The 25,856-nt window shown below is 68.6% G+C and carries 24 protein-coding genes; 12 read left to right on the top strand and 12 right to left on the bottom strand.

Annotated elements, in window-relative coordinates:
- Positions 1-63: 63 nt before the first annotated feature.
- Positions 64-1,428 (bottom strand): AmpG family muropeptide MFS transporter, encoded by a 1,365-nt coding sequence (locus tag AC3WOH_RS18860; RefSeq protein ID WP_492230845.1) that lies wholly within the window; start codon positions 1,426-1,428, stop codon positions 64-66.
- A gap of 37 nt (positions 1,429-1,465) precedes the next feature.
- On the opposite strand from AC3WOH_RS18860, the gene AC3WOH_RS18855 reads away from it, so the two are divergent.
- On the top strand, positions 1,466-2,311 hold the full coding sequence (locus tag AC3WOH_RS18855; RefSeq protein ID WP_492230844.1) for a M48 family metallopeptidase: 846 nt from the start codon (positions 1,466-1,468) through the stop codon (positions 2,309-2,311).
- Positions 2,312-2,328: 17 nt separating this feature from the next.
- Here AC3WOH_RS18855 and AC3WOH_RS18850 read toward each other — a convergent pair whose 3' ends face one another.
- From AC3WOH_RS18850 to AC3WOH_RS18825, 6 genes are all read right to left on the bottom strand, one after another.
- Complete coding sequence (locus tag AC3WOH_RS18850) at positions 2,329-3,414, bottom strand: GGDEF domain-containing protein (RefSeq protein ID WP_492230843.1); 1,086 nt, start codon at positions 3,412-3,414, stop codon at positions 2,329-2,331.
- A 122-nt stretch (positions 3,415-3,536) separates the two neighbouring features.
- On the bottom strand, positions 3,537-3,830 hold the full coding sequence (locus AC3WOH_RS18845; RefSeq protein WP_184854871.1) for a DUF2218 domain-containing protein: 294 nt from the start codon (positions 3,828-3,830) through the stop codon (positions 3,537-3,539).
- Positions 3,827-4,648: an ABC transporter ATP-binding protein gene (locus tag AC3WOH_RS18840; protein ID WP_492230842.1), complete on the bottom strand. Its 822-nt coding sequence runs from the start codon at positions 4,646-4,648 to the stop codon at positions 3,827-3,829. Before AC3WOH_RS18840 ends, AC3WOH_RS18845 begins: the two co-directional genes overlap by 4 nt.
- Entirely contained in the window at positions 4,645-5,697 is a 1,053-nt protein-coding gene (locus tag AC3WOH_RS18835; RefSeq protein ID WP_492230841.1) for a FecCD family ABC transporter permease, read from the bottom strand. The genes AC3WOH_RS18840 and AC3WOH_RS18835 overlap by 4 nt, the downstream gene beginning before the upstream one ends.
- 38 nt (positions 5,698-5,735) lie before the next feature.
- Positions 5,736-6,680, bottom strand: a complete 945-nt coding sequence (locus AC3WOH_RS18830) for an alpha/beta hydrolase (RefSeq protein ID WP_492230840.1) — start codon at positions 6,678-6,680, stop codon at positions 5,736-5,738.
- Entirely contained in the window at positions 6,680-7,849 is a 1,170-nt protein-coding gene (locus AC3WOH_RS18825; RefSeq protein ID WP_492230839.1) for an ABC transporter substrate-binding protein, read from the bottom strand. The genes AC3WOH_RS18830 and AC3WOH_RS18825 overlap by 1 nt, the downstream gene beginning before the upstream one ends.
- A gap of 187 nt (positions 7,850-8,036) precedes the next feature.
- Here AC3WOH_RS18825 and AC3WOH_RS18820 point away from each other — a divergent pair, with 187 nt between their 5' ends.
- From AC3WOH_RS18820 to fes, 3 genes are all read left to right on the top strand, one after another.
- Positions 8,037-9,044, top strand: a complete 1,008-nt coding sequence (locus tag AC3WOH_RS18820) for a helix-turn-helix transcriptional regulator (RefSeq protein ID WP_492230838.1) — start codon at positions 8,037-8,039, stop codon at positions 9,042-9,044.
- 224 nt (positions 9,045-9,268) lie between these two features.
- Positions 9,269-11,443: a TonB-dependent receptor gene (locus AC3WOH_RS18815; RefSeq protein WP_492230837.1), complete on the top strand. Its 2,175-nt coding sequence runs from the start codon at positions 9,269-9,271 to the stop codon at positions 11,441-11,443.
- Positions 11,444-11,458: 15 nt separating this feature from the next.
- Positions 11,459-13,090 (top strand): enterochelin esterase, encoded by a 1,632-nt coding sequence (gene fes, locus AC3WOH_RS18810; RefSeq protein ID WP_492230836.1) that lies wholly within the window; start codon positions 11,459-11,461, stop codon positions 13,088-13,090.
- Between the two features lie 5 nt (positions 13,091-13,095).
- Here the strand turns inward: fes and AC3WOH_RS18805 are convergent, their stop codons facing one another.
- Both AC3WOH_RS18805 and AC3WOH_RS18800 read right to left on the bottom strand, forming a co-directional pair.
- Positions 13,096-13,734, bottom strand: coding sequence for an MBL fold metallo-hydrolase (locus AC3WOH_RS18805; protein WP_492230835.1), 639 nt, complete (start codon positions 13,732-13,734; stop codon positions 13,096-13,098).
- A 76-nt stretch (positions 13,735-13,810) separates the two neighbouring features.
- Entirely contained in the window at positions 13,811-14,353 is a 543-nt protein-coding gene (locus tag AC3WOH_RS18800; protein WP_492230834.1) for a DUF3016 domain-containing protein, read from the bottom strand.
- A gap of 522 nt (positions 14,354-14,875) precedes the next feature.
- Between AC3WOH_RS18800 and AC3WOH_RS18795 the strand changes: the two genes are divergently transcribed.
- The 4 genes from AC3WOH_RS18795 to AC3WOH_RS18780 are packed head-to-tail and all read left to right on the top strand — an operon-like array spanning position 14,876 to position 19,320.
- Positions 14,876-17,047, top strand: coding sequence for a TonB-dependent receptor (locus AC3WOH_RS18795; RefSeq protein ID WP_492230833.1), 2,172 nt, complete (start codon positions 14,876-14,878; stop codon positions 17,045-17,047).
- A gap of 28 nt (positions 17,048-17,075) precedes the next feature.
- On the top strand, positions 17,076-17,384 hold the full coding sequence (locus tag AC3WOH_RS18790) for a DUF3649 domain-containing protein (RefSeq protein ID WP_492230832.1): 309 nt from the start codon (positions 17,076-17,078) through the stop codon (positions 17,382-17,384).
- A complete protein-coding gene (locus AC3WOH_RS18785) occupies positions 17,381-19,036 on the top strand; it encodes a PepSY-associated TM helix domain-containing protein (protein WP_492230831.1) in 1,656 nt (551 codons plus the stop codon). Before AC3WOH_RS18790 ends, AC3WOH_RS18785 begins: the two co-directional genes overlap by 4 nt.
- Entirely contained in the window at positions 19,036-19,320 is a 285-nt protein-coding gene (locus AC3WOH_RS18780; RefSeq protein WP_492230830.1) for a DUF3325 domain-containing protein, read from the top strand. Before AC3WOH_RS18785 ends, AC3WOH_RS18780 begins: the two co-directional genes overlap by 1 nt.
- 13 nt (positions 19,321-19,333) lie before the next feature.
- Here the strand turns inward: AC3WOH_RS18780 and AC3WOH_RS18775 are convergent, their stop codons facing one another.
- A complete protein-coding gene (locus AC3WOH_RS18775) occupies positions 19,334-19,843 on the bottom strand; it encodes a hypothetical protein (protein WP_492230829.1) in 510 nt (169 codons plus the stop codon).
- Between the two features lie 136 nt (positions 19,844-19,979).
- Here AC3WOH_RS18775 and AC3WOH_RS18770 point away from each other — a divergent pair, with 136 nt between their 5' ends.
- Together AC3WOH_RS18770 and AC3WOH_RS18765 are read left to right on the top strand one after the other, a co-directional pair.
- Positions 19,980-20,666 carry a heavy metal response regulator transcription factor gene (locus tag AC3WOH_RS18770; protein WP_492230828.1) on the top strand — a complete coding sequence of 229 codons (687 nt, stop codon included), beginning with the start codon at positions 19,980-19,982 and terminating at the stop codon, positions 20,664-20,666.
- Positions 20,666-22,069, top strand: a complete 1,404-nt coding sequence (locus AC3WOH_RS18765; protein ID WP_492230827.1) for a heavy metal sensor histidine kinase — start codon at positions 20,666-20,668, stop codon at positions 22,067-22,069. The genes AC3WOH_RS18770 and AC3WOH_RS18765 overlap by 1 nt, the downstream gene beginning before the upstream one ends.
- Positions 22,070-22,075: 6 nt before the next feature.
- Here AC3WOH_RS18765 and AC3WOH_RS18760 read toward each other — a convergent pair whose 3' ends face one another.
- Entirely contained in the window at positions 22,076-22,879 is an 804-nt protein-coding gene (locus AC3WOH_RS18760; RefSeq protein ID WP_492230826.1) for an exodeoxyribonuclease III, read from the bottom strand.
- A gap of 10 nt (positions 22,880-22,889) precedes the next feature.
- Here AC3WOH_RS18760 and pyrE point away from each other — a divergent pair, with 10 nt between their 5' ends.
- Complete coding sequence (gene pyrE / locus AC3WOH_RS18755) at positions 22,890-23,588, top strand: orotate phosphoribosyltransferase (RefSeq protein WP_184854854.1); 699 nt, start codon at positions 22,890-22,892, stop codon at positions 23,586-23,588.
- 4 nt (positions 23,589-23,592) lie between these two features.
- Entirely contained in the window at positions 23,593-24,306 is a 714-nt protein-coding gene (locus AC3WOH_RS18750) for a DUF4124 domain-containing protein (protein WP_492230825.1), read from the top strand.
- Between the two features lie 88 nt (positions 24,307-24,394).
- Here the strand turns inward: AC3WOH_RS18750 and gatB are convergent, their stop codons facing one another.
- A complete protein-coding gene (gene gatB, locus AC3WOH_RS18745) occupies positions 24,395-25,855 on the bottom strand; it encodes an Asp-tRNA(Asn)/Glu-tRNA(Gln) amidotransferase subunit GatB (protein ID WP_492230824.1) in 1,461 nt (486 codons plus the stop codon).
- Between the last annotated feature and the right edge of the window lies 1 nt (position 25,856).

Below are 25,856 nucleotides of genomic sequence, written 5' to 3'. Positions count from 1 at the left end.
CTTCCGTAAACCTGGGGCGGGCGCCGTGGCCCGTGTTGCTATGCAATCCATAGCGATCAGCGCCTACCGTTGTTCATTGGCTGGCGCCTGCACGCGCGAGGCCAGCCACACCAGGGCCAGCACGGGCAGGCCCAGCAGCGCCGTGGCCGTGAAGAAGTGGGCGTAGCCGAACAGATCGACATAGCGGCCCGAAAACCCCGCAAGGAACTTGGGCAGCAGCAGCATCAGCGAGCTGAACAGCGCGTACTGCGTGGCCGAGTAGCTCACATTGGTCAGGCTCGACAGGTAGGCGATGAAAGCCGCCGAGGCGATGCCACTGGCCAGGTTGTCGGCCGAGACCACGGCGATCAGCGCCGTCACATCGTGCCCGTGGCCGGCCAGCCAGGCGAACAGCAGGTTGCTGCCGGCGCTGAGCAGCGCGCCTAGCATCAGGATGCGCATCACGCCGAAGCGCATCGACAGCACACCGCCCACGAAGGCCCCCACCAGGGTCATCACCACGCCGTAGATCTTGGTCACGGCGGCCACCTCGTCCTTGGTGTAACCCATGTCCACGTAGAAGGGGTTGGCCATGATGCCCATGACCACGTCGCTGATGCGGTACACGGCGATCAGCGCCAGGATCAGCGCGGCGTGCCAGCCGTAGCGCCCCAGGAAGTCGGCAAACGGATCGATCACCGCGCCCTTGATCCACTCGGCGGCGTTCCTGGCAGGTGGCAGCACCAGCTGCGCCGGCTCGCGCGAGAACAGCACGGTGACGATGCCCACCACCATCGATGCGGCCATGGCCAGGTAGGCCGCCTGCCAGGCGCCGTTCTGGTAGCCCGCCACGGCCTGCCCAACGGCGGGCGCCACCTCGGCGCGTGCGGCGATCCACAGCACACCGGCACCGGCCCAGATCATGGCCAGGCGGTAGCCTGTCTGGTAAGAGGCGGCCAGCGCCGCCTGGTAGCGCGCATCGGCCGACTCGATGCGGAAGGCATCGAGCGCAATGTCCTGCGTGGCAGAACCGAAGGCCACGGCCAGCGCGCACCAGACGATGGGGCCCAGCATCTCGCGCGGGTCCGCCATGGCCATGCCCACCAGCCCGGCCACCACCACCAGCTGCGACAGCAGCAGCCAGCTGCGCCGCCGGCCGAGCCAGCGCGTGAGCAGGGGCAGGGGCATGCGGTCGACCAGCGGTGCCCAGACCCACTTGAAGCCGTAGGCCAGGCCGACCCAGCTCAGGTAGCCGATGGTGCTGCGGTCGATGCCCGCCTCGCGCAGCCGAAACGAGAGCGTGCCCAGCACCAGCAGCAGCGGCAGCCCGGCCGAGAAGCCCAGCGTGAGCATGCGCAGGCTCGCAGGCTCCAGGTAGATGCGCAGTGTCTGCAGCCAGGAAGGGCGGGGCGCCGAGGGAATGCCGGTGGTGGGGGAGGTGTCTGACATGGGTGCCTGGGTTTTTGTCTATTATTCCTGCATGTGCATGCTCTGCCCCGCTCCCGTTGCCGCGCCTTCGTCCCTCTGGTCCGCGCGGCGTGCCTTCCTCCTGGCCGCTGGCGCGGGTGCGGTGGCGCCTGCCCTGGCCCAGGTGGACGTGGGCACCTCCTCCACCCTGCGCAAGCTGATCCCGGCCGAGACGCTGGAGCGCTCGGCCGCTCAGCAGTACCAGCAGATGATGGAGCAGGCGCGCTCGCAGCGCGCGCTGGCCCCGGACGGCCACCCCCAGCTGCAGCGCCTGCGCGCCATCGCGCAGCGCCTGATCCCCTTTGCAGCACCGTGGAATGACCGCGTCGGCCAGTGGCGCTGGGAGGTCAACCTGATCGGCAGCAAGCAGATCAACGCCTTTTGCATGCCGGGCGGCAAGATCGCCTTCTACACCGGCATCCTCGACCAGCTCAAGCTCACCGACGACGAGGCGGCGATGATCATGGGCCACGAAATGGCGCACGCACTGCGTGAGCATGCGCGCGAGCGCCTGGCCAAGACCCAGGCCACCAACATCGGCCTGCGCCTGGGCTCGCAACTGCTGGGCCTGGGCGACCTGGGCAATGCCGCCGCCAGCCTGGGCGGGCAGCTGCTCACGCTGCAGTTCAGCCGATCGGACGAGAGCGATGCCGACCTCGTGGGCCTGGAACTGGCCGCGCGCGGCGGCTACGACCCTGAGGCTTCGGTCAGCTTGTGGAAGAAGATGGGCAATGCCACGGGCAACAAGCAGGGCGGCCTGGCCTTTCTGTCCACCCACCCCTCGGGCCCGGCGCGCATCGAGCAGCTGCAGCTCAACGTGCCCAAGGTGCAAAAGCTCTACGAAGCCGCGCGCAAGCGCGGCTAGACCCACAGCCGCCGCTGTCAGCCTGCAGTAGCGCGGTTGCGGCCGCTGTTCTTGCTCTGGTAGAGCGCCTTGTCGGCCCGCACGATGGCGGCCTGCAGGTCGTCGCTGCCCGCCACCCGCGTGACCCCGAAGGACATGGTGAGCGGCACCGGCGTGCCCTGGTCGCTGATCTCGACCTGCTCCACCGCCACGCGGATGCGCTCGGCCACTTCGAGCGCCGATTCCAGGGAGCTTGCGGGCATCAGCGCCAGAAACTCTTCGCCGCCCCAGCGCGCGATCACATCGCTCTCGCGCAGCTTGCGCGCGAGCACGCCGGCCACCGCCACCAGCACCCGGTCGCCCATGGCATGGCCATGGCGGTCGTTGACCTGCTTGAAGTGGTCGATGTCGCACAGCACCAGGGCCACGGGCTCGCCCGTGCGCTGGATGCGCGTCAGCGTGTGTCCTGCCAGGGTGTGGAAGTGCGCGCGGTTGTTCAGGCCCGTGAGCCCGTCGAGCGTGGCCTGCTTGAGCAGCCGGTTCTCGGCGATCAGGATGGTGCGGCGGTAGAACGCGGCCAGGGCCGCGAACATGCCGAACACCAGGCAGGTGTGGAGGGTGTTCACGATCTGCTGCCCCTTGCCGGGCAGCGGCGCCAGGGCACCCCAGTGGTCGCAGGCGAAGCGCAGGCCCAGGTAATAGGCGAGCAGGGCCAGCACCATGGGCGCCGCATAGCGGCCCGAGTTGGCGATCACGATGGCCGGGATGAACAGCCACAGGTAGTAGTGGAAACCGCTGTCCCAGCCCACCAGCAGCGAGCCCAGGGCCGAGTGGACGATCACTTCGAGCCAGATCAGCAGGATGCCGGCAGTGTTGCGCCGCCGCTGGATGAGCTGGTAGGCCCCGAGGTACATCGCGATGCTGGCCAGGTTGACCCAGGCCAGCGGCGGGGAACCGAGCCAGAGAAACAGCACGATGTAGCCGCAATCGATGGCGGCGGCCGTGAGCGCTACCCGCTGCGCCATGGCCCAGTAGGCCTTGCCCGCCACGCTGGAGCCGCGCTGTGGAACGGCAAAAGGGCGGGGTGGATGGGCAGTGGAGGTGGTGCTAGCGGGGGATGCCATGGCGGGACAGGGCCCGGTGCATTCCTTCGGCATCCGGGATTGTTAACAAAATGTCACATCCTAGAAAGCTGCCGCCCCGGGCATCGCCCGATCAAGCGGGTCAATGCCCGCCTATTGTGCAGTCAGAGGGTTTGCACCGGCTGCCAGTCCACGGCCACGGGGCTCTTGCGCGAGAACAGTTCCACATGCGAGTCGATGGCGAACTGCACGCGTGCCAGGCTGGCATCGTCCTCGGCGCTGCAATCGAAGTGCAGGGCCGCATCGTCGGCCCGCAGCACGCACAGGCCCCAGGGGAAATGGGCCTGGCCCTGGTGCGCGTCGTAGGTGACGCTGATCTTGCGCGTGAAGTGGTAGCACAGGCGTTGCAGGTAGCGGCTGGCTTCGGGCGTGGGCACATGGCCCTGGCGTCGCATCATGGGGTCGTGGTCGTCGTTGTGTGGGAAAGCGGGTGATCGAGGGGCAGGGCGGTATCGGCCAGCACCAGCAGGTTGCCAAGCGAGCAGCGTTCGACGCGGGCTTGCACGCCGTAGGCGCGTTGCAGCAGCGCAGGGGTGAGCACCTGGGCAGGGTCGCCCGCAGCCAGCACGCCACCGCCGCCCAGCACCAGCACCTGCTGGCAAAAGCGCAGCGCCAGGTTCAGGTCGTGCACCGCCACCACGCCCACGGTGCCCTGCTGCTGCACCAGTGCGCGCACGGCCTGCAGCACCTGCAGCTGCCAGCGCAGGTCGAGCGCGCTCGTCGGTTCGTCCAGCAGCAAGAGGCGCGGCTCGCGCACGATGACCTGGGCCAGGCCCACCATCTGCCGCTGCCCGCCCGAGAGCTCGTCGAGCCGGCGCAGCGCCAATGCCTGCAGGCCCAGCGCGGCCACCACCGATTCGATGGCCGCTTCGCGCCGCGCGGCGCTCCATTCGCTGCGGCTGGCGCGCAGGGCGCTGTGCCAGGTCTCGTAGGCCACGAGCGAGGTGCTTTGCGGCAGGGCCTGGGGCAGGTAGCCCACGCGGCGCAGGCGCTCGCGCGGCGGAAGGGTGGCCAGGTCGGTGCCCTCCAGCAGCACGCGCCCCTGCGCCGGGCGCAGGCCGGCAATGGCCTTGAGCAGGGTGGACTTGCCCACGGCGTTGGGGCCCACCACGGCCACCAGGGTGCCGGGCGGGATTCCGTCCACGGACACGCCCGACAGCACGGGCCGCCCGGGATACCCGGCGGACAGCTGGTCCAGTACCAAGCCCGTGCTCATCCCAGCCTCCGCTGGCGCAGCACCAGCGCCATGAACAGGGGCACGCCGACCAGGGCCGTGATGATGCCGATGGGCAGCACCACGCCAGGGATCAGGGACTTGCTCAGGATGGAGGCGAGCGAGAGCATCAGCGCCCCCGCCAGCGCGCTGCCCGGCAGGTAGTAGCGGTGGTCTTCGCCCAGCAGCATGCGCGCGATGTGCGGCCCCACCAGGCCGACGAAGCCGATGGTGCCCGTGAAGGACAGGGCCGTGGCGGCCAGCAGGCTCACGCGCAGCAAGGTCACCAGGCGCAGCCGCTCCACCGCGATGCCGAAGCTGCGCGCCTGGTCCTCGCCCGCGCGCAGCGCCGTGAGCGCCCAGGCCTGGCGCCCCGACCAGAGCATGCACATGCCCAGCACCGCGCCCACGAAGGCGATCTTGGTCCAGGTGGAGCGCCCCAGGCTGCCCATGGTCCAGAAAACGATCTGCTGCAGCGCATTGCTGTCGGCGATGAACTGCAGCAGCCACAGCAGCGCCTCGAAGCTGAACAGCAGGGCGATGCCGAATAGCACCACCGTGTCCACCGTCGCACCCCGGCGCCAGGCCAGCAGCTGGATCAGCGCCGTGGCGCAGGCCGCGCCGGCAAACGCGCACAGCGGCACGGCCAGGTTCTCGCCCCAGGCCAGCAGCGTGAAGCCGCTGACCACGGCGGCCGATGCGCCCACGGCCGCCGCGGCCGACACGCCCAGCGTGAACGGGCTGGCCAGCGGGTTGTTCAGGGCCGTCTGCATTTCTGCACCCGCCAGGCCCAGGCTGGCGCCCACCAGCACCGCCATCACGGCATAGGGCAGGCGCACCTGCCACAGGATGACCTGCTGGGCCTGCGGCAGGCTGTCCGGAGCGAACAGGCCGCGCAGCACATCGGCAAAGGCGAAGGTCGAAGGGCCGATGGCGATGTCGGCCACCACGCTCGTGCACAGCACCGCTGCCAGCGCGGCCAGCAGCACCAATCGCAGGCGCATGAAATGCCGATAGCGCTGGGCCAGCGGTTCGGCTGGGGAAGAGGACATAGGGGAAGGCACGGGAGTGAACACAGGAAAAAAGGGGCTCAGCGCGGCTGTTGGGCAAGGGCCAGCGCATCGATCAGCGCGGGCGCCATCACACTGCCATGGTCCTCGCCGGCCAGCACCTCCATCTGCACGGCCAGCTCGGGCCACTGCAGCGCAGCGAGCTGTGCGGCCAGCGCCTGCGTGCGCTCCAGCATGCGGCGCTCACGCTGCACGGCAGCGCGGGCCGGCGTGGCGGCGGCTTCCGCCGTCTCCAGGCTGCCGATGCGCAATTGCAGCTGTGCGCGAAAAGGGCGCGGCGCGCCGGTGTAGGCCTGCACAAAGCGCTCGGCCGTGCCCATCACCTGGCCGTTGTTCCACCACACCGAGGGGCTCGTCGCCGCATAGCGTGTGAACTGCGCGGGCCGGGTGAACAGTGCATGCAGCACCAGCAGGCCGCCGAAGGAGTGTCCGCTGAGCGTCTGGCGCTGCGGGTCCACCGGCAGGGCGGCGGCCACGCGCGGCTGCAGCTCGCGCGCGATGAAGTCGAGCAGCACCTCGGCCCCGCCCGCCTGGGCCGTGGCCGCGCCGCCGGGCGGTGGCGGCGTGTAGTCGCGCTGGCGCTCGGCGGGGTGGATGGTCGCGTCACCCGGGTGGCCGATGCCGACCACGATGGCGGCATCGCTGCGCAGTTCGCCGGGGCGGCCCGCGCCATTGCGCACCAGCTGCGCGGCCAGCGCGAAGGAGGCATTGCCATCCAGCAGGTACAGCACCGGGTGCCTCGTGGCCGGCGCGGGGCCGGCAGGGCGCTGCACCCAGATGCGCCAGGTGTGGCCGCTCACAGGGTCGCGCAGGTCCATCTGGTGTGTGCCGGGCAATTGCACAGAGGGCGCCTGCAGCAGCTGGCCGGGCTGCGGTGCAGCGGTGGTGCAGCCGGCCAGCCACAGGCCGGCGCCCGAGGCCAGCAGCGCGCGGCGGGTGCTGCCGTGCAGGGGATCGGCGCGCATCAGAGGCTGGTCCAGTACACGCCGGTCAGCGGAATGGGCTGGAAGCGCTGGAACAGGGTCTGCAGCGTCTCGCGCGGGTCCAGGTCGGCGAACAGCTCGGGGTGCTGCCACTTGGCGAAAACCTGCACCGCCACCACGTTGAAGGGCGAGTTGTAGTAGTGGTGCCAGATGGCATGGGCGCGGCCGGGCTGCTGCACGGCCTGCAGCTGCGCGATGCCGCGGCGCTGTGTGGCGCGTACCAGCGAGGCGCGTGCGGCCTCGGGCGTGGCGTCGGCACCGAGCACGATGCGCAGCGGCGACTTCTGTACCGTGGCCATGCTGCCGATGCCCGTGCCGATGTACAGCTGCGGCTGGGTGGCGATCAGGAACTCGGGGTTGAGCGTGCCGTGCTCGCCGGGGATCAGGCCGCGCGCCACATTGTTCGCGCCGCCCGCGTCCATCAGCAGGCCCACCAGGCCGACCATGGTGGCGCAGCACTCGTCGGAGAGGCCCACCCGGTTCTCCAGGAACACCGTGGGGTGGCGCATGCTGGCCGGCGCGCTGCGCAGGCGCGACTCCACGCGCTCGAGCTGGGCGCGCCAGAAGGCGACGAACGCGTCGGCCTCCTTGCGCTTGCCCAGCACCGTGCCCAGCAATTCCATGCTGCGCGCCGTGTTCTTGAGCGGGTCGTGGCGGAAGTCGATGAACACCACGGCCACGCCGGCCGCCTCCAGCCGGGCCAGGGTTTCGCGGTCGTTCTTGCTCGGGCCATGGCCGCCCGCCAGGCCCAGGATGGCGACCTGCGGGCGCAGCGCGATGGCCTGCTCGTCGCTGAAGCTGCCACTGCTGTTGCGGCCCACGCGCGGCACCTTGTCGAGTTGCGGAAAGCGGCTGCGCCATTGCGCGTAGCCGGCCTCGTCGAGGCTCTCGTAGTCGCCCATCATGCCGACCAGGCGCCGCGCTGGATCGTCGCGCTCGAACACGGCCAGCGCGGGCAGCAGCCGGCCTTCGCCCAGCAGGATGCGCTCCACCTTGGCGGGCAGCTTGACGCTGCGGCCCGCCAGGTCGGTCACGGTCTGGGTGGCGCCCGGTGCGGGCTGGGCATGCAGGGGCGGGCACCACAGCACCAGCAGCGAGAAGAGGCCAGAGAAGGCGAACAGCGCGGCGGCGCGCAGGAAGAAGAGGGGCATGGTCGGCAGTCAGTCCGTGCAAACGTTGCGGAAAAGTCTCGCAGTGAAATTTCACTATTGAGAATCATTTGCATTTATTGTGACAGCTTGCTAGCATCCCATGCCCGCGGGCCCGCTGTGTTTGCCATGCAGAGAAAAACCTTTGCGCCAGCGGCCCCGGCGTTCGCCCCCCTTCATCCCCTGCACCATGTCCGTCGTCAGCCCCTTGCATGTCAGCTCCGAGGCGCCTGCGTCCGCAGGCATGCAGGCCTCGCTGCAGCGCCACCTGAAGCGCCTGCATGTGCTGCGCCCGGGCCTGCACCTGCACGCCGACGACGTGGCCGATGCGCAGGACTTCCGCGCCAGCGGCGACATGGATGCTGGCCTGCGCATCGTGGTGCTGCTCGAAGGCTCGGTCGACGTGAGCTATGGCCCGCGCCGGGTGGCGCTGTCGAGCAGTGCCGGCACAGCCCTGTCGCGCACGCGCGCCCCGGGGCCAGGTCTGCCGCGCGCGCTGCTGGTGTCGGTCGCGCAGCCCGAGCGCTTCGAGCGCCGAGCGCGCGGGGGCTCCTATGCCCGGCGCGTGAGCGTGGGGCTGGGGGCCGAGTGGCTGGAGCAGGTGGCCGGGCCGTCGGCATCGGACGCCATCGACGGCTTTCGCCGCCAGCACCTGGCCATGCACCACTGGCAGCCTTCGGCGCGCATCACCGCGCTGGCCGAGCAGATCACCCGCGCGCCCGATCTGAGCCCGCTGCTGCTGCACCTGTACCTGGAAAGCCGCGCGCTCGAACTCGTGGGCGAAGCCCTCTCCAGCCTGGACCAGCAGGCCCACGGCCCAGCGCCGGCGCCCGTGCCAGCCCCGGCGCCTGTGCCATCGGCCCTGCGCCTGCTGCCGCACGAGCACCGGCGCATGCGCGACCTGCACGCCTTTTTGCAGACCGAGAGCGCGATGGACCTGTCGCTGGACGCGTTGGCGCGCCAGGCCGGTACCAATGCCAATACGCTGCAGCGCCACTTCAAGGCGGTGTACGGCACGACGGTGTTCGACTTCGTGCGCGAATCGCGCCTGCAGCGCGCGCGCCAGGCGCTGGAGCGCGATGGCTTCTCGGTGGCGCAGGCGGCCCTGGTGGCGGGCTACAACAGCGCGGCCAACTTCGCCACGGCCTACCGCAAGCGCTTCGGCATGCCCCCGAAACTGGCGCGTGGGAGGGTTTGAGGCGCGGCTGCGGCAAAGATCTTTGTTGCCCGCGCAAACACGGCCGCGGAGGCCGCGTGGAATCATCGTTGGCACAACTTGCAACCAGGTTGCCCGCCGGATTCCACTGCCGCAGCCCGCACAGGGCGTTGGTGCGACCCATGGGGTGAATCACAATCATTCCGATTTTCTCGGCCTCCGGTGGGGCCTGGCCTTCGTCTTCCATGCTTCTTTCCAGGACCACCATGCACAGCACACGCCGCCCGACCCGGGGCACTTTCCAAGCCCAACCCTTCGCCCTGCGCCAGATCGCCCAGGCCTGTGCGTGGACCCTGCTCGCGGGCACCGGCGCCGCCATGGCCCAGCAGACCACGACGGCGCCCTCGCTCAAGGAGGTGACCGTGAACGCTGCCCCTGAAACCCCCGACAGCCTGCCGGCCGCAGCGCCCGGCGGCCAGGTCGCCAAGGGCGCGCGCCTCGGCATCCTGGGCAATGTGGGCGTGATGGACACGCCCTTCAACACCACCTCGTACACGGCCGAAGGCATTGCCGACCAGCAGGCCCAGACCATCGGCGCCGTGCTCAAGAACGACCCCTCCGTGCGCATGACGACCAACGAAGGCCATGTGGTGGAGAACTTCATCATCCGCGGCTTCGGCGTGTCGGCCAACTCCCTGGCGATCAACGGCGTGTACGGCCTGGCGCCCGAGCAGAACACGCCCACGGAGATGTTCGAGCGCGTGGAAGTGCTCAAAGGGCCCGGTGCCATGATGATGGGCCTGCCGCCCGCGGGCGACGTAGGCGGTGCCATCAACCTGGTGCCCAAGCGCGCCGGCAAGGACCCGCTGACGCGTGTGACCACCACCTGGTCCGACCAATCCAATGTGGGCGTGCATGCCGACGTGGCGCGCCGCTTCGGCCCCGAGCAGCGCCTGGGCGTGCGCGTCAACGGTGTGCTCTCGGGCGGCGAGACCTGGCTCGACCACCAGACCAAGAAGCGCGAGATCGGCCACCTGGCGCTGGACTACCAGGGCCCCGGCTGGAGCGTGGAGGCCGATGCCTATTCGCTGGCCAACAAGGTGCGCAAGGGCGTGACCATGCAGCCCATCATCACCGGCTGGACCACGGTGCCGCGCGCACCCGATGGCTCCACCAACTTCTTCTACGGCGAGGGCGTGTTCAGCAACACCGAGACCCAGGGCCTGATCGTGCGCGGCCAGGCGCAGCTCAACGCCGGCTGGACGGCCTTTGCCTCGGCCGGCCACACAAAGCATTCGTACGACGGCTTCATCTTCGGCACCCGCCCCGTGTGGACCATGGCCAACGCCGCCACCGGCAATGCCACGGGCACGGCCTACAACTCCTGGGGCGAGTACGAAACCACCACGGCCGAGCTGGGCCTGCGCGGCCAGTTCAACACCGGCGCCGTGGCGCACAAGCTCACGCTGGCGGCCAATGTGCTCGACTACGAGGGCGGCAGCCGGGGCAACGGCACGGCCAACATCACCAGCAACATCTTCAACCCCACGCCCATCACCATGCCGGCGGGGGCGGCCGCATCCACCTTCACCAAATACAACGACGACGTGCTCACCGGCCTGAGCGCGGTGGACACCTTGTCGTTCGCCGAAGACAGGCTGCAGCTCACCCTGGGCCTGCGCGCCCAGCAGGTAAACCAGAAGCTCGCCAAATACAAGGAGACTGCCGTGACCCCGCTGGTCGGCGTGGTTGCCAAGCCCTGGGGCGAGGCCATCTCGCTGTACGGCAACTACGTGGAAGGCCTGAGCGCCGGCACCACGGTGAAGGCACCCTACGCCAACGAGGGCGAGACCTTCAAGCCCTACAAGACGAAGCAGATGGAAGTGGGCGTGAAGTGGGCCATGGGCGACATCACGCAGACCGTGAGCCTGTTCCAGATCAGCAAGCCTGCGCTGATCGAGGCCAACAACCGCCAACTGCTCGATGGTGAACAGCGCAACCGCGGCGTGGAGTGGAACATCTTCGGCCAGGTGGCCCGGGGCCTCAGCTTGCTGGGCGGCGCAGCCTACACCGAAGCCAAGCAGACCAAGACCATCCGGGGCGTGAATCAGGGCCTGGCCCAGTTCGGCGTGCCCAAGCTCACGCTGAACCTGGGCGCCGACTGGGCCATCCCGGGCGTGCAAGGCCTGGCGGTCTCGGGCCGGGTGAACCACACGGGTGGCCAGTGGCTCACGGGCGACAACAGCGTCAAGCTGCCCGGCTGGACCACGGTCGATGTGGGCGCGCGCTATGCGTTGCGCATCGGCGCCCAGCCTGTGGTACTGCGCGCCACGGTCACCAACCTGGCCAACAAGGCCTACTACGACAGCATCTGGGGCGCAGGCCGCGTGAATGTGGGCGCACCGCGCAGCGTGCGCCTGTCGGCAGCGTTCGATTTCTAACCAAGGAGTGTTTGCATGGGGCGGTTTTCGTGGGGTGTTCATGGTGGTGCAGCAGCGGCGTGTGTCCTGGTGGGCGCGCTGCTGGTAGTCGCTCCCGCCGGCGCGCAGACGCCGGCCAATGCGCCGCTCGGCGCGGGCGGGCAGGTGCAGGGATCGCTCGCCGCCATGACCACGCGCGCCCATGCCATCGCGGCCCAGCCCGGTGACATGGTGCGCGGCAGCCTCACGGGCACGAGCATGCGCCTGGTGCTCACCAATGCCGAGGGCAAGCGCGAGCGCGTGCTGGCCACGGGCGTGGGTGAGCTGCAGGAGTTCGTCTTCGTCGCCGGGCCCAACCCGCCCTATGCCTTGGAGGTGCGCGCGCCCGTGGCCGGCAGCTACGGCCTGCGCGTGACCGAGGTCGTCACGCGTGCCGAGCAGGTGCCGCCGCCCGAGGGGATCGACAGCCCGCGCATCCGTGCGCTGCAGCAGTCCCTGGCCGCAGGCGGCAGCACCGAGGCCTTCTGGGCGGAGGTGCAGCAGCGCGGCACGCCCCTGGTGGAGGCCGATGCCGAGCCCGCCAAGGACGGCACGGTGCGCGTCACCTTCGTATGGCGCGGCGCGCAGCGCAATGCCTGGCTGTTCGGCGCGCCCTCGGGCAACCATGAGCAGCTTACGCGCCTGGGCACATCGGACGTCTGGTACCGCAGCTACCGCGTGCCTGCGGGCACGCGCCTGGGCTACAAGATCGCGCCCGATGTGCCCGAGCTCAACGCCTCGCCCATGGTGCGCCGCCGCGCCATCCTGGCCACGGCCCAGCGTGACCCGTTCAATGCGCGCAGTTTTCCGGACCGGCTCATCGACATCTTCGCGGGCGAATCGGTGTTCGAGCTGCCCGACGCACCGCCCCAGGCCTGGGTGGCCGAGCGGCCCGGCGTGCCCAAGGGCACGGTCCAGGCGCACCGCATCACCAGCCAGGCCCTGGGCAATACGCGCGATGTCGCGCTGTACCGCCCTGCGGGCTGGCAACCGGGTGCCAGCGGCAATGCCCTGCTGGTGCTGTTCGACGGCGACACCTACCAGAAAGAGGTGCCCACGCCCACCATCCTCGACAACCTGATCGCGGCCGGCGAGCTGCCGCCCATGGCCGCCATCCTCATCAGCAACCCCAGCCGCCAGGCGCGCGGCGACGAGCTGCCGCCCAACCCGGCGTTCGCCCGCTTCCTGGCCACCGAGCTCATGCCCTGGGCCCGCAGCCAGGGCGTGGCCGCCGCGCCCGCGCGCACCGTGGTCGCGGGTGCCAGCTACGGCGGGCTGGCGGCGGCCTACCTGGGGCTGCAGCACCCCGAGTGGTTCGGCAACGTGTACAGCCAGTCCGGCTCGTTCTGGTGGGGCGCGCCGGGGCAGGAGCCCTCATCGCTCACACGCGACTACGTGCAGGCCCCCGTGCGGCCCGTGCGCTTCTACCTGGAGGCCGGGCTGTTCGAGGCCAACCGCAGCGGCCAGATCAGCATCCTCGAATCCACGCGCCACCTGCGCGACGTGCTGCGCGCCAAGGGCTATGCCGTGCAGCACCGCGAGTACGCGGCCGGGCACGACTACCTGCACTGGCGCGGCACCCTGGCGACGGGGCTCACTGCGCTGCTGGGCAACAAGGCCGCCGAGTAGCGGTATCAGGTGCCGCCGACGTAGGGGTTGCTCTTGCGCTCGCGGCCGAAGGTGCTTTCCGGGCCATGCCCAGGAATGAACACCGTCTGGTCCCCCATGGGCCACAGGCGCCCGGTGATGCTGTCGATCAGGTCCTGGTGGTTGCCCATCGGGAAATCCGTGCGCCCGATGCTGCCGGCAAAAAGTACATCGCCCACGAAGGCCCGGTCGATCTGTGGCGCATGGAACACCACATGGCCAGGCGTGTGCCCCGGGCAGTGGCGCACATGCAGCGTCTCGTTGCCGATCTGCACCGTGTCGCCATCGGCCAGCCAGCGCGTGGGCGTGAAATGCTGCGCGGGCGGAAAACCGAACATCGCGCTTTGCTGCGGCAGCGCGTCGATCCAGAACTGGTCCCCGGGGTGCGGCCCCACGATGGGCAGCGACAGCCGTTCGGCCAGCTCGCCCGTGCCACCCGCATGGTCGATGTGGGCGTGGGTCAGCCAGATCTGGTCGAGCGTGAGGCCCAGGCGCTCGACCTCGGCCAGCAGCACATCGAGGTCGCCACCGGGGTCGACGATGGTGGCTTTGTGCGTGGCGTCGCACCAGAGGATGGAGCTGTTCTGCTGGAAGGCGGTGACGGGGACGGTGAGGTAGTGGAGCATGGGTGGGGCGACAGGTCTTCTGGGTCGCCATTAGACATCGGGGAAACCCGGCCCGCTCAATCCGGGACAACCGCGCCTACTTGGAGCCGAAGCGCTTCTCGAACCACCGGTCCAGCAAGGCCTTCTCATAGCGCAGCCGGTCTCCGCTCGAATAGCGGTTGCTCGGCACCATGAAATTCAGGTCACTGAGCACCTCCTCGCCGCCGGACACCGTGGCGCTGCCGTCGCGCACCAGACTGTAGCGCAGCTTGATGCGCGGCCCCGTGATGTCGGTGACCACGCGCACCTCGGAGCCGCCCGCACCCAGGGGCGGGAAGTGGCCCGCCAGGTCGATGTCCAGCACCTCGACCTGCAGGGTGTCGCTGGCTGCCAGACCCCGTGTGGCCAGGCGCTGCAGGTGCTGCTCCACGTCGCGCAGCACCTGGGCGCGGTCGGATTCGTTGGCCACGGGGTGGGCGTAGCTGGCATCGGTGTACTTTTCGGGCTTGGTGAACGTGACGCTGGCAGTGCCTGCCTGCGCGGCCGCAGGGGCGATGGCCATGCCGGCGGCCACCAGGCAGGCGGCGGCCAGCAGCGGCAGGAAAGGGCGTTGTCGGGGTGCTTGGTGCTGCAGCAGCATGGTGTGGTCCTCCATCAGGCTTTGTTCAGGGTCATCATCCGTTGCCGGCGAGTATGACGAGGCTGGGTGACCGCAGTGCCGACGGGGACATGGCGGCGGGTGGGAGTGGCTGCAGGCAGTCCTCCGACCTCTGGCGGCATGGCGCGCCACCACGGGGCCCTGTGGCACGGTGGCAAGGGGCTGGATCGGGCTGTTCCACGGCCTGGAATGCCCTGTTGCGTTGCGAAGATGCAACGGGTTGATAACCAGTTTGCTCTGAATTTGGTAGCGCCGGACAACGCCTTGCAGTGGATTCGGGTTTTCCCGGTACTGCGTGAATAGACGGCAGACGGGCTTTACAGAGCCAAGCCTCCCCGTTCGGGAAGTGCTAAATTAAAATGAGAATAGTTGTCGTTTTGATTTGTTTCCAGGAATCGGCTTGAGGGGCTCCGCGCCGCCGCAGGTTGTACGACTTCCCGCCATGCCATCGACCCGGCCCCGGCCGGGCTTTCGCTCGTCTTTTTTTCACATTCCGGCCCTGCCATGCAATCCATGACCTCCCGTTCGCTGCGCGAGTCCCCGCGTTTCACCCCCCACCCCCTGGCCCTGCTGGTGCGCCAATGCCTGGGCGCGGGCCTGGCCGTGGCCGCCGTGGGCGCGGCCGCACAGAGTGGCGCCACGCTGGACGAGGTGAAGGTGCGCGAGCAGGCCGAAGCCATTGGCGGCCTGCAGAAGACCTACCACGGCGGCCAGTTCGCGCGCGGTGGCGACCTGGGCATGCTGGGCAAGACCGACCAGATGAACGTGCCCTTCAGCACCACCAACTACACCAACGAGCTGATCCAGAACCAGCAGGCCCTGACGGTGGCCGATGTGGTGATGAACGACGCCTCGGTGCGCACGCTGCAGGCGCGCGGCGGCTATGGCGACGACTTCCAGGTGCGTGGCCTCACGGTGTCCAACACCGATGTGAGCGTGAACGGCCTGTTCGGCCTGAGCCCCTCGACCCGCATGCCGCTGGAACTGATCGAGCGCGTGGAAGTGCTCAAGGGCCCTGGCGCCCTGACCAATGGCGTGGGCCCGAGCGGCAGCGTGGGCGGCAGCATCAACCTGGTGACCAAGCGCGCGGCCGACACGCCGATCACCCGCCTGACCACCACCTACATGGGCAAGGCCCAGTTCGGCGCCCACGTGGATGTGGGCCGCCGCTTCGGTGAAGACAACCAATGGGGCGTGCGCGCCAATGCGCTGGTGCGCAACGGCGAAGGCAATGTGGACGGTGGCCGCCAGCGTGCCGACCTGGCCGCCCTGGGCCTGGACTACGCGGGCGGGCGCCTGCGCTGGTCGCTGGACGCCTATGCCACCGAAGGCGAGACCCGTCAGTTCCGCCCGCAGACGGCCTTCCGCGCCGGCATCACGCAGATGCCCGCTGCACCGGACAACCGCACCAGCATCTACCCCGGTGCCAACCTCACGGACGACATGCGCACCTTGATGTCGCGTGTGGAGTACGACCTGAACGACAGTACCGTGGTCTACGGCGGCGTGGGTTACACCCACAACACCAACGAGCAGAACTTCCCGACCGCTGGGCTGCGTGTGGATTCGCTGGGCAACTTCACGGTGGCCAATGGCTACTACGACGCGTACAACAAGACCTCGTCGATGGACGCAGGCCTGCGCACCAAGTTCCAGACCGGCGGCGTCGGCCACACGGTGGCCCTGTCCACGAACTACCTGGACCAGGAAATCGGCTACTTCTACCAGCTGACCAGCACCTACGCGCCTTCCAACATCTACAACCCGTCGCCGCTGCCGACCATCAACTTCCCGCGCGGCAACCCCAGCAAGAGCACCGAACTCAAGCAGCACAGCGTGGCGCTGGCCGACACCCTGTCGTTCGACAGCGGCCGCTACCTGTTGACCCTGGGCGTGCGTGACCAGACTATCGAGCAAAGCGCATTCAACGTGAACACGGGCGCTTCCACCAGCTATTACAAAGCCAGCGCCGTGACACCGCTGGCAGGCCTGGTGATCAAGCCGACGAAGAACATCTCGGTCTACACCAACTACACCGCCGGCCTCACGCGCGGCGGCACGGCCGGCCCCGGCACGGCCAATGCGGGCGAGACCTTCGCACCGCAGAAGTCCAAGCAGAACGAAATCGGCGTGAAGATCGACTGGGGCCAGTTGACCACCCAGGCCGCCATCTACCAGATCAAGCGCCCGAGCGCGATGACCGACCCGGTGACCAACCGCTACAGCTTCGGCGGCGAGCAGCGCAACCGCGGCCTGGAGCTGACGGCCTACGGTGAAGTGCAGCGCGGCCTGCGCGCCATGGCCAGCGCCTCGTTCAACAATGCCAAGCTCACGCGCACCGCGGGTGGTGTGAACCAGGGCAACGATGCCGCAGGCGTGCCCGACCGCACCTTCAACCTGGGCCTGGACTGGGACACGCCCGTGCAGAACCTGAGCGTGAACGGCCGCGTGATCCACACCTCCAGCATGTACGCCGACGCGACCAACCGCCTGCGCGTGGATTCTTGGACGCGCCTGGACCTGGGCGCCCGCTACGCCACCAAGGTGGCCGGCAAGTCCCTGGTGCTGCGCGCCAACCTGGAAAACGTGGCGGACAAGAACTACTGGGTCATCAGCAACTACGTGACCGTGGGCGCTCCGCGCACGCTGATGCTGTCGGCTGCGGTCGACTTCTGAGGCCGCGGGTGATGCAGGAGCAGCGGACATGGTGACGAATCTGTTGCGCGGTATCTGGCGTGCCGGGCCGGTGCTGTCGCGCACCGTCGCCGCCATCGGTGGCGGCTATGTGTTGGCCGCGCTGTTCAGCGTGGCGGTGCTGGCCCTGCCCATGACGCGGTCGCAGGCCGTGATCACGGGCATGCTGGCCAGCTTCGCAATCTACACCGGCGCGGTGGTCTGGGTGTTTGCCGTGCGCAGCGCCTGGCGCGCCTGGGGCGGGTTGCTGGTGGCGGCCGTGCCGCTGCTGCTGGCCGCATGGAGCGTATGGTCGTCCTCTGCAGGAGCCTCCCAATGACGAACAAGGACACAACATCCCCGGTGGACGAACCCAAGGCACCGGGCATCCGCCAGACCATGTCGGACCTGCACACCTGGGCCGGCCTGCTGTGCGGCTGGTTCCTGTATGCGATGTTCCTCACGGGTACCGTGAGCTATTTCAAGGACGAGATCTCGCAGTGGATGCGGCCCGAGATGCCGCACCGCTCCGTGGTGCCCGATGCGGCCGAGGCCGCCCAGCGCATCGCCGGCAAGCTGCAGGAGCTGGCGCCGAACGCGCCGCAGTGGAGCATGCGCCTGCCCGACGAGCGCTACACCACCATGGACAGCTTCTGGCGCCTGCCGCGCGGCCAGGCCCCGGGCCCGAACGGCCGCAGTTTCGGCAGCGCCAATTTCGATCCGCTGACCGGGGACAAGGTGGCTTCGCGCGAGACGGTAGGGGGTGAATTCTTCTACCGCTTCCACTTCCAGTTCCACTACATGCCCGTGCTGTGGGGCCGCTGGCTGGCGGGCTTTTGCGCCATGTTCATGCTGGTGGCCATCGTCAGCGGGGTCATCACGCACAAGAAGATCTTCACCGACTTCTTCACCTTCCGCTGGGGCAAGGGCCAGCGCTCGTGGCTCGATGCGCACAATGCGCTCTCGGTGTTCGGGCTGCCCTTTCACTTCATGATCACCTACACCGGCCTGATCACGCTGATGGCGCTGTACATGCCGTTCGGCGAGCAGGCGGCGTACAAGACGCCGGCGCAGCGCCAGGAGCTCACGGCCCAGCTCAACACCTTCATCCAGCCCGGCAAGGCCACGGGCCAGGCCGCGCCGCTGGCGCCGGTGGACGACATGGTGCGCCAGGCCCAGGCCCGCTGGGGCGTGGGCAACGTGGGCCGCGTCACGGCCACCCATGCCGGCGATGCCGCAGCGCGTGTGAGCGTGACGCGCGGCGAGGCCGGCCGCGTGACCATGAGCCCGCAGTACATGCTGTTCGACGGCGTGAGCGGCAAGCTGCTGGAGGTCAAGGAAAGCGTGGGCCCTGCGGCCGAAACCCGCGGCGTGCTGTATTCGCTGCACCTGGGGCGCTTTTCCGACCTGCACATGCGCTGGCTGTACTTCATCGTGAGCCTGGCCGGCACGGCCATGGTGGGCACAGGCCTGGTGATGTGGACCGTCAAGCGCCGCCAGAAGCTCGGTGACCCGGCGCGGCCGCATTTCGGCTTCCGGCTGGTGGAAAAGCTCAACATCGCCAGCATCGCCGGCCTGTCCATCGCCATGGCGGGCTTCCTCTGGGGCAACCGCCTGCTGCCGCAAGGCATGGCCGAACGCACCGCCTGGGAAGTGCATGTGTTCTTCATCGTCTGGGCGCTGACCTTGGCGCATGCCATGCTGCGCCCCTCGCGCCGCGCGTGGATCGAGCAGTTCTGGATCGGTGCCGCGGCCCTGGCCCTGCTGCCCGTGGTCAGTGCGCTGACCACCGACCGCCCCCTGTGGCGCAGCCTGGCGCAGGGTGACTGGGTGTTCGTGGGCTTCGAGCTCATGCTCTGGGTGCTGGCCGGCCTGCATGGGTGGCTGGCGGTGCGCACGGCGCGCCACCAGGGCCCCAAGCGCCGGGCGGCGCGCGCGCCCGCAACCCCCGTGGTGCCAGCCGGTGCCGCCATGGCGAAGGAGGGTGTCTGATGGCCCACGCCGCCACCTTCCTGGTCTGCCTCGTCGCCTTCGCGGCGCTGGCGCTGGGCACCGAGCGCCAGCAGGACGACCTCTTCGGCCAGCCGCTGGCCCCGCGTGCCACCTGGCTGTGGCGCCTGCTGGGCTGGGGGGCGCTGTGTCTGGCGCTGGCCATCATCGTGCAGGCCCAGGGCTGGAGCATGGGCCTCGTGAGCTACAGCGGCCACACCAGCCTGGCGGCCGGCATCGTGCTGGGGGCGCTGATCGTGCACAGCCGCACGCGCGGCCGGCGCTGAGCGTTTCGGCCGTTCAGCGGCGTGCCCCGGCTGCGGCGCGCCGGCGTGCGCGCAGCATGAACACTTGGGCGGCATAGCCGAGGGCAAAGACCCCCAGCCAGGCCAGCAGTGCACCGCGCACCAGCGGTGAGTCCGGCCCCGCGGCCAGCGGCTGCGCGGGCGGCAGGCGCGTCAGCGTCTCGTTGATGCCCGGCACCAGCAGCAGAAACACGCTGAACGACCAGCCCAGCGTGGCCAGGTAGGCGCTGGCCCGCCCGAGGAACGACAGTTTCGGTGCCAGCCAGGCGCCGGATACCGCCAGCAGGGCCAGGATGCCCAGCGCATGCCCGGCATTGAAGCCACCCGTGCTCGACAGACCGAAGGCCGTGAGCACCGAGAGCACCAAGCCGACCAGGTACACGCGGCCGGCGCGGGTACCCGGCTCGATGGCGCCGTAGCGCGCAAAGCTGTAGATGGCCGCGCACAGCGGCACCAGGCTGATGGCGGTGTGGGCGATGCCGAGGGTGGAGAGGGGGTTGGGCATGGGAAGAAGACCTCGTCGTGGGTGGTTGCGGGCGATGGCAAAAGTCTAGGATCGCGTGCGCCGGACGGGGGTGACAAGTGCATGACAAAGCTGTCATGCACCGCCAGCAGCACGCCTTTGCCCGAGAATCGGCAGCATGAAGATCCTGGTCATCGAGGACGATCCCAAGACGGGGGACTACCTGAAGAAGGGCCTGCGCGAAGGCGGTTACGGCGTGGACCTGGCCCGCACCGGCACCGACGGCCTGCGCATGGCCCTGGGCGAGGCCTATGACCTGGTGGTGCTGGACGTCAGCCTGCCCGGCATCGATGGCTGGCAGATCATGCCGGCGCTGCGCGAGAAGGGCGATGTACGCGTGCTGTTCCTCACGGCACGCGACCAGCTGAGCGACCGCATCCGCGGGCTCGAACTGGGCGCCGACGACTACCTGGTGAAACCCTTCTCCTTCACCGAGTTGGTGCTGCGCATCCGCACACTGCTGCGGCGCGGGCCGGCGCGCGAGGCCGACGTGTACGAGGTGGCGGGCCTGCACCTGGATGTGCTGCGCCGCCGGGTGACGCGCGAGGGCGCCGAGATCGCGCTCACGAACAAGGAGTTTTTGCTGCTGCACCTGCTCGTGAAGCGCCAGGGCGAGGCCCTGTCGCGCACGCTGATCGCCTCCGAGGTCTGGAACATGAATTTCGACAGCGACACCAATGTGGTCGATGTGGCCATCAAGCGCTTGCGCGCCAAGGTCGACAAACCCTTCGCCACGCCGCTGATCCACACAGTGCGCAATGTGGGCTACGCCTTCGGCGAGCCACCTGCCGAGGGCGGCGACTGATGCCCGCGTCCTGGCTGCCGCGCTCGCTGGCCGTGCGTGTGACGCTCTTGTGTGGCCTGATCGCGGTGTCGATCACCGGCATGCTGGGTGGCAACTACTTCTTTGCCGCGCGCAGTGCCATCCTGGCCCATGCCGACGAGCAGTTGATCACGCGCGTGGAGCGCTTGCGCCGCCTGCTGGCCGATGTGCGCAGCGTGCAGGAGCTGCGCGACCAGGCCATGCTGCTGGAAGCGCTGTCGGGCAGTTCGGGCGATGTGTTCGTGCTGCGCCGTGCGGGCGAGGCGCCGCTGGTGGAGGTCAACCCGGGCCAGGCGGCGCCGCCTGCCTGTGCCGTGCCGGCGGCCTTGGACAGACCGCTGGCACGGGGCGACGTGTGCCACAGCGATGCCCCGGGCACGCCCCGCATGCACTGGGCCGCAGGGGTCGCCCGCGCGGGCCACGATGGACGGATGGTGGAGGTGCTCGCGGGCCATGCCCTGGCCAGCGAGATGCAGATGATCCGGCGCAGCCGCGACCAGGTGCTGTTCAGCACCTTCCTGGCCGTGCTGGCCTGCTCGCTGCTGGTGTACGGGGTGCTGCGCCGAGGCCTCCAGCCCCTGCACCGCGTGGCGGCGCAAGCCTCGCTGATCGAACCGATCAATCTGTCGATCCGGTTGCCCGAGCACGATGCGCCGCTGGAGCTGCAGCAGATGGTGGCGGTGTTCAATGCCATGCTGGACCGCATCGCCACCGGCTATGGGCGGCTCTCGCAGTTCTCGGCCGACCTGGCGCACGAGATCCGCACGCCTGTTGGAGCCCTGATCGGGCAGACGCAGGTGGCGCTGGCGCGCACCCGCACGGCCGGGGAATACCAGCAGGTGCTCGAATCCAACCTGGAGGAGCTCAACCGGCTGCGCCGTAGCGTCGACGACATCCTGTTCCTGGCCCAGGCCGACCATGCCACGCTCAAGATCGAGCGCACACCGCTGGACATGGCGGTGGAGCTGCAGCGCATTGCCGACTACTTCGAAGGCCCAGCGGACGAGGCTGGCCTGCGTCTTCTGGTGCAGGCCAGCGGCACGGCCTGGGTCAACCAGGGCCTGTGCCTGCGCGCCCTGCACAACCTGGTGGTCAATGCGGTGCGTTACAGCACCCCGGGCACCGCCATCCAACTGACGGGCTTCCAGGAGGATGGGGTGTCGGTCCTGGCCGTGGAGAACCAGGGGGTGCCGATCCCGGAAGAGCAACTGGAGCGCCTGTTCGACCGCTTCTACCGGGCCGACGCGGTGCGGGCCCGCCCGGCCGAGTCCAGCGGCCTGGGTCTGGCGATTGTGAAGGCGATCATGGACCTGCACGGGGGGCAGGTGCGGGCCTCCTGCTCGGCTGCCGGCTCCATACGCTTCGAGCTGCGGTTTCCCGGCTGAGCAGGGCTACATCTTGAATTCGTAGCCGATGGTGATCGGCGCGTGGTCCGAGAACTTCACGTCCTTGTAGATGGTCTCGGTGCGCGCGAGGGCTGCCATGGCCGGCGTGGCCAGATGGTAGTCCAGGCGCCAGCCCACATTGTTGGCATAGGCCTGGCCGCGGTTGCTCCACCATGTGTACGCCGTGTCGGTGGTGGTTGGTTGTAACTGACGGTAAACGTCTATCAATCCACCGCCTTCATCAGTTGTGTGCAACAACTTTGTCATCCAGGCCCGTTCTTCGGGCAGGAAACCGCTGTTCTTCTGGTTGCTGCGCCAGTTCTTGAGGTCGATCTGCTGGTGCGCGATGTTGACGTCGCCGCACAAAATGAACTCGCGCTCCTCCTTGAGCTGCATGAGGTGGGGGTGGAATTCGGCCAGGAAACGGTACTTGGCGAGCTGGCGCTCCTCGCCCGAGGAGCCGCTCGGGAAGTAGGCGCTGATGATGGAGAGCTTGCGTCTGGGGGTGTCAAAGCGCAGCTCGAGGTAGCGGCCTTCGGCATCGAATTCGGTCGAGCCGTAGCCCACGATGACATCGCTGGGCAGGTGGCGCGTGTAGATGCCCACGCCCGAATAGCCCTTTTTCTGGGCGAAGTGGAAATGCCCGTCCATCTCGGCCAGCCGCTCGAAGCGTGTGGCGATATCGGCGGCCTGGGCCTTGACTTCCTGTACGCAAATACAATCCGGCCGTGTGGCAGCCATCCAGCTTTCCACGCCCTTGGTGGTGGCCGAACGGATGCCATTGAGGTTGAGGCTGGTCAAATTGAACAAGGAATTTCCCATGGTAGATGTTGTTGCGCAGGGCCCGGGTCAGGACCCGCTGGCGCAGGATTTTGTACGGTTTGCCGTGGAGTCGGGCGTGCTGCGCTTCGGGGAGTTCAAGACCAAGGCGGGCCGCATGAGCCCGTATTTCTTCAATGCCGGGCTGTTCGACGACGGCAGCAAGATGGGGCGCCTGGCCGAATTCTATGCAAAAGCCCTGATCGCCAGCGGCATCGAATTCGACATGGTGTTCGGACCCGCCTACAAGGGCATTCCGCTGGCCGCCACGGTGGCGGTGGAACTGGCGCGCCATGGCCGCAACGTGCCCTTTGCCTACAACCGCAAGGAGGCCAAGGACCATGGCGAAGGCGGCACCCTGGTGGGGGCGCCGCTCAAGGGCCGGGTGCTGATCGTGGACGACGTGATGTCGGCCGGCACGGCCGCGCGCGAGTCGATCGCCCTCATCCAGGCGGCAGGCGCCATCCCCCACGCCATGGCCATTGCGCTGGACCGCCAGGAAAAAGCGACTGAAAATGGACTGGACGTGGAGCACAGTGCAGTGCAGTATGTGCGCCAGCAGCTGGGCATGAAGGTTTGTACTATCGCCAAGCTGGCAGACTTATTGCTGTACCTATCGCAAACAGGGGGGGCGGAGATGCGCGCCCATCACGAGCGGGTTTCCGCCTACCGCGAGCGGTACGGGGTCAATGAAGGGTAACTAGTTGCACAAGACGGCGTGGCTCATTGGCGAGTTGGCACTGGCAGGCCTGGTCACGGCGTCCGCATGGGCGCAGCAGACAGGCCCGGTGGGCAGCATCTACACCTGCACCGACCGCAACGGCCGCAAGCTCACGGCAGACCGGCCGATTCCCGAATGCGCAGACCGCGAGCAGCGTGAGCTGGCCCCTTCGGGCATGGTGCGGCGCCAGGTGGGGCCGGTGCTGTCGGAGCAGGAGCGCGCCGTGGTCGAGGCGCGCCAGCGCAAGGAGGCCGAGGAACGGGCTCGCGCCCAGGAGGAGCGCCGCCGCGAGCGCGCGTTGACGGCGCGCTACCCCGACAAGGCGGCCCACGATGTGGAGCGCAAGGCGGCGATCCAGATGGTGGAGGACGTCGCCGCCACGGCGGAAAAGCGCATCGTCGAGCTGCGCCAGCAGCGCAAGGCCATGGATTCGGAGATGGAGTTCTACAAGAAGGACCCGAACAAGGCCCCGATGACCTTGCGCCGCAAGATCGCCGAAAACGAAGACAGCATTGCCGAGCAGCAGCGCTTTATTGCCGGCCAGGGCGAGGAGAAGCGCCGCGTGCACCAGCGCTTCGACACCGAACTGACCCTGCTGCGCCGGCTCTGGGATGAGCAGCGTGGCGTGGCCGTGCCGGGTGGCGCGGCTGCCAGCGCTGCTGCGGCGGTCACACCGGCCGCGTCGGGCACGCGCTGATCTGGCCCGGGGCGCTGCAGCCGCCTCATCCCACTTTGGTACAGGAAGCCGGCCGGCCCCAAAGGCCAGCCGTTCCATTGCACCGGGGTCAGCCCGCCAGCTTGGCGCGCAGCAGATCGTTGACCTGTTGTGGATTGGCCTTGCCCTTGCTGGCCTTCATGATCTGACCCACAAGTGCGTTGAAGGCCTTGTCCTTGCCCGCGCGGAACTGGGCCACGTTGTCGGGGTTGGCGGCAATCACCTCGTCGATGATGCCTTCCAGGGCGCCCGTGTCGTTCATCTGCTTGAGACCCTTGGCCTCGATGACAGCATCCACATCGGTCGACTCCCCGGTCCACAAGGCCTCGAACACCTGCTTGGCCGCGTTGTTGGAGACCGTGCCATCGGCAATGCGGCCGATCAGCGCACCCAGCTGGGCGGCCGTCACGGGCGATGCCTCGATCGCCAGGTCGCCCGCGTTGAGGCGGCGCGAGACCTCGCCCATGATCCAGTTGCTGGCCAGCTTGGGCTGCTTGCTGGCCTGGGCGGCGGCCTCGAAGTAGGCGGCCATGGCCTTGCTCTGGGTGAGCGTGGTGGCGTCGTACTCGGGCAGGCCGTAGTCGGCCACGAAGCGCGTGGCCATGGTGCGCGGCAGCTCAGTCATCTGGGCGCGCTGCGCGTCCACCCAGGCGCTGGGGATCTGCAGCGGCGGCAGGTCCGGGTCGGGGAAGTAGCGGTAGTCGGCCGCATCTTCCTTGGTGCGCATGGCTCGGGTCTCGCCGGTGGCGTCGTTGAACAGCACGGTGGCCTGCTGGATCGTGCGGCCGTCCTCGATCTCGTCGATCTGCCACTGGATCTCGTAGTCGATGGCCTGCTGCATGAACTTGAAGCTGTTCAGGTTCTTGATCTCGCGGCGCGTGCCCAGCGGGGCGCCGGGCTTGCGCACCGAGACGTTGGCGTCGCAGCGGAACGAGCCCTCCTGCATGTTGCCGTCGCAGATGCCGATCCAGGTCACGATCTTGTGCAGCTCGCGCGCGTAGGCCACGGCCTCTTCGGTGGAGCGGATGTCGGGCTCGGTCACGATCTCCAGCAGCGGTGTGCCGGCGCGGTTCAGGTCGATGCCGCTCTGGCCGATGAAGTCCTCGTGCAGCGACTTGCCCGCGTCTTCTTCGAGGTGGGCGCGCACCAGGCGCACGGTCTTCTTCTCGTCACCGAGGAAGAACTGCACCTCGCCGCCCTGCACCACGGGGATCTCGAACTGGCTGATCTGGTAGCCCTTGGGCAGGTCAGGATAGAAGTAGTTCTTGCGCGCGAAGATGCTCTCGGGCGCGATGTGCGAGCCCAGGGCCAGGCCAAGCTTGATGGCGCATTCCACGGCGGCGCGGTTCATCACCGGCAGCGTGCCGGGCAGGGCCAGGTCCACGGCGCAGGCCTGGGTGTTGGGCTCGGCGCCGAAGGCCGTGGCGGCTCGGCTGAAGATCTTGCTCTCGGTGGCGAGCTGGGCATGGGTCTCGAAGCCGATCACGACCTCGTAGCCGCGGATCAGTTTGCTGGTGGTGGTCGTCGTCATG

The organism is Acidovorax sp. FW305-C-20-28 (assembly GCF_058783375.1).
The sequence above is the reverse complement of the archived record's forward strand: the minus strand, read 5'-3'. Positions and strand labels throughout refer to the sequence as shown.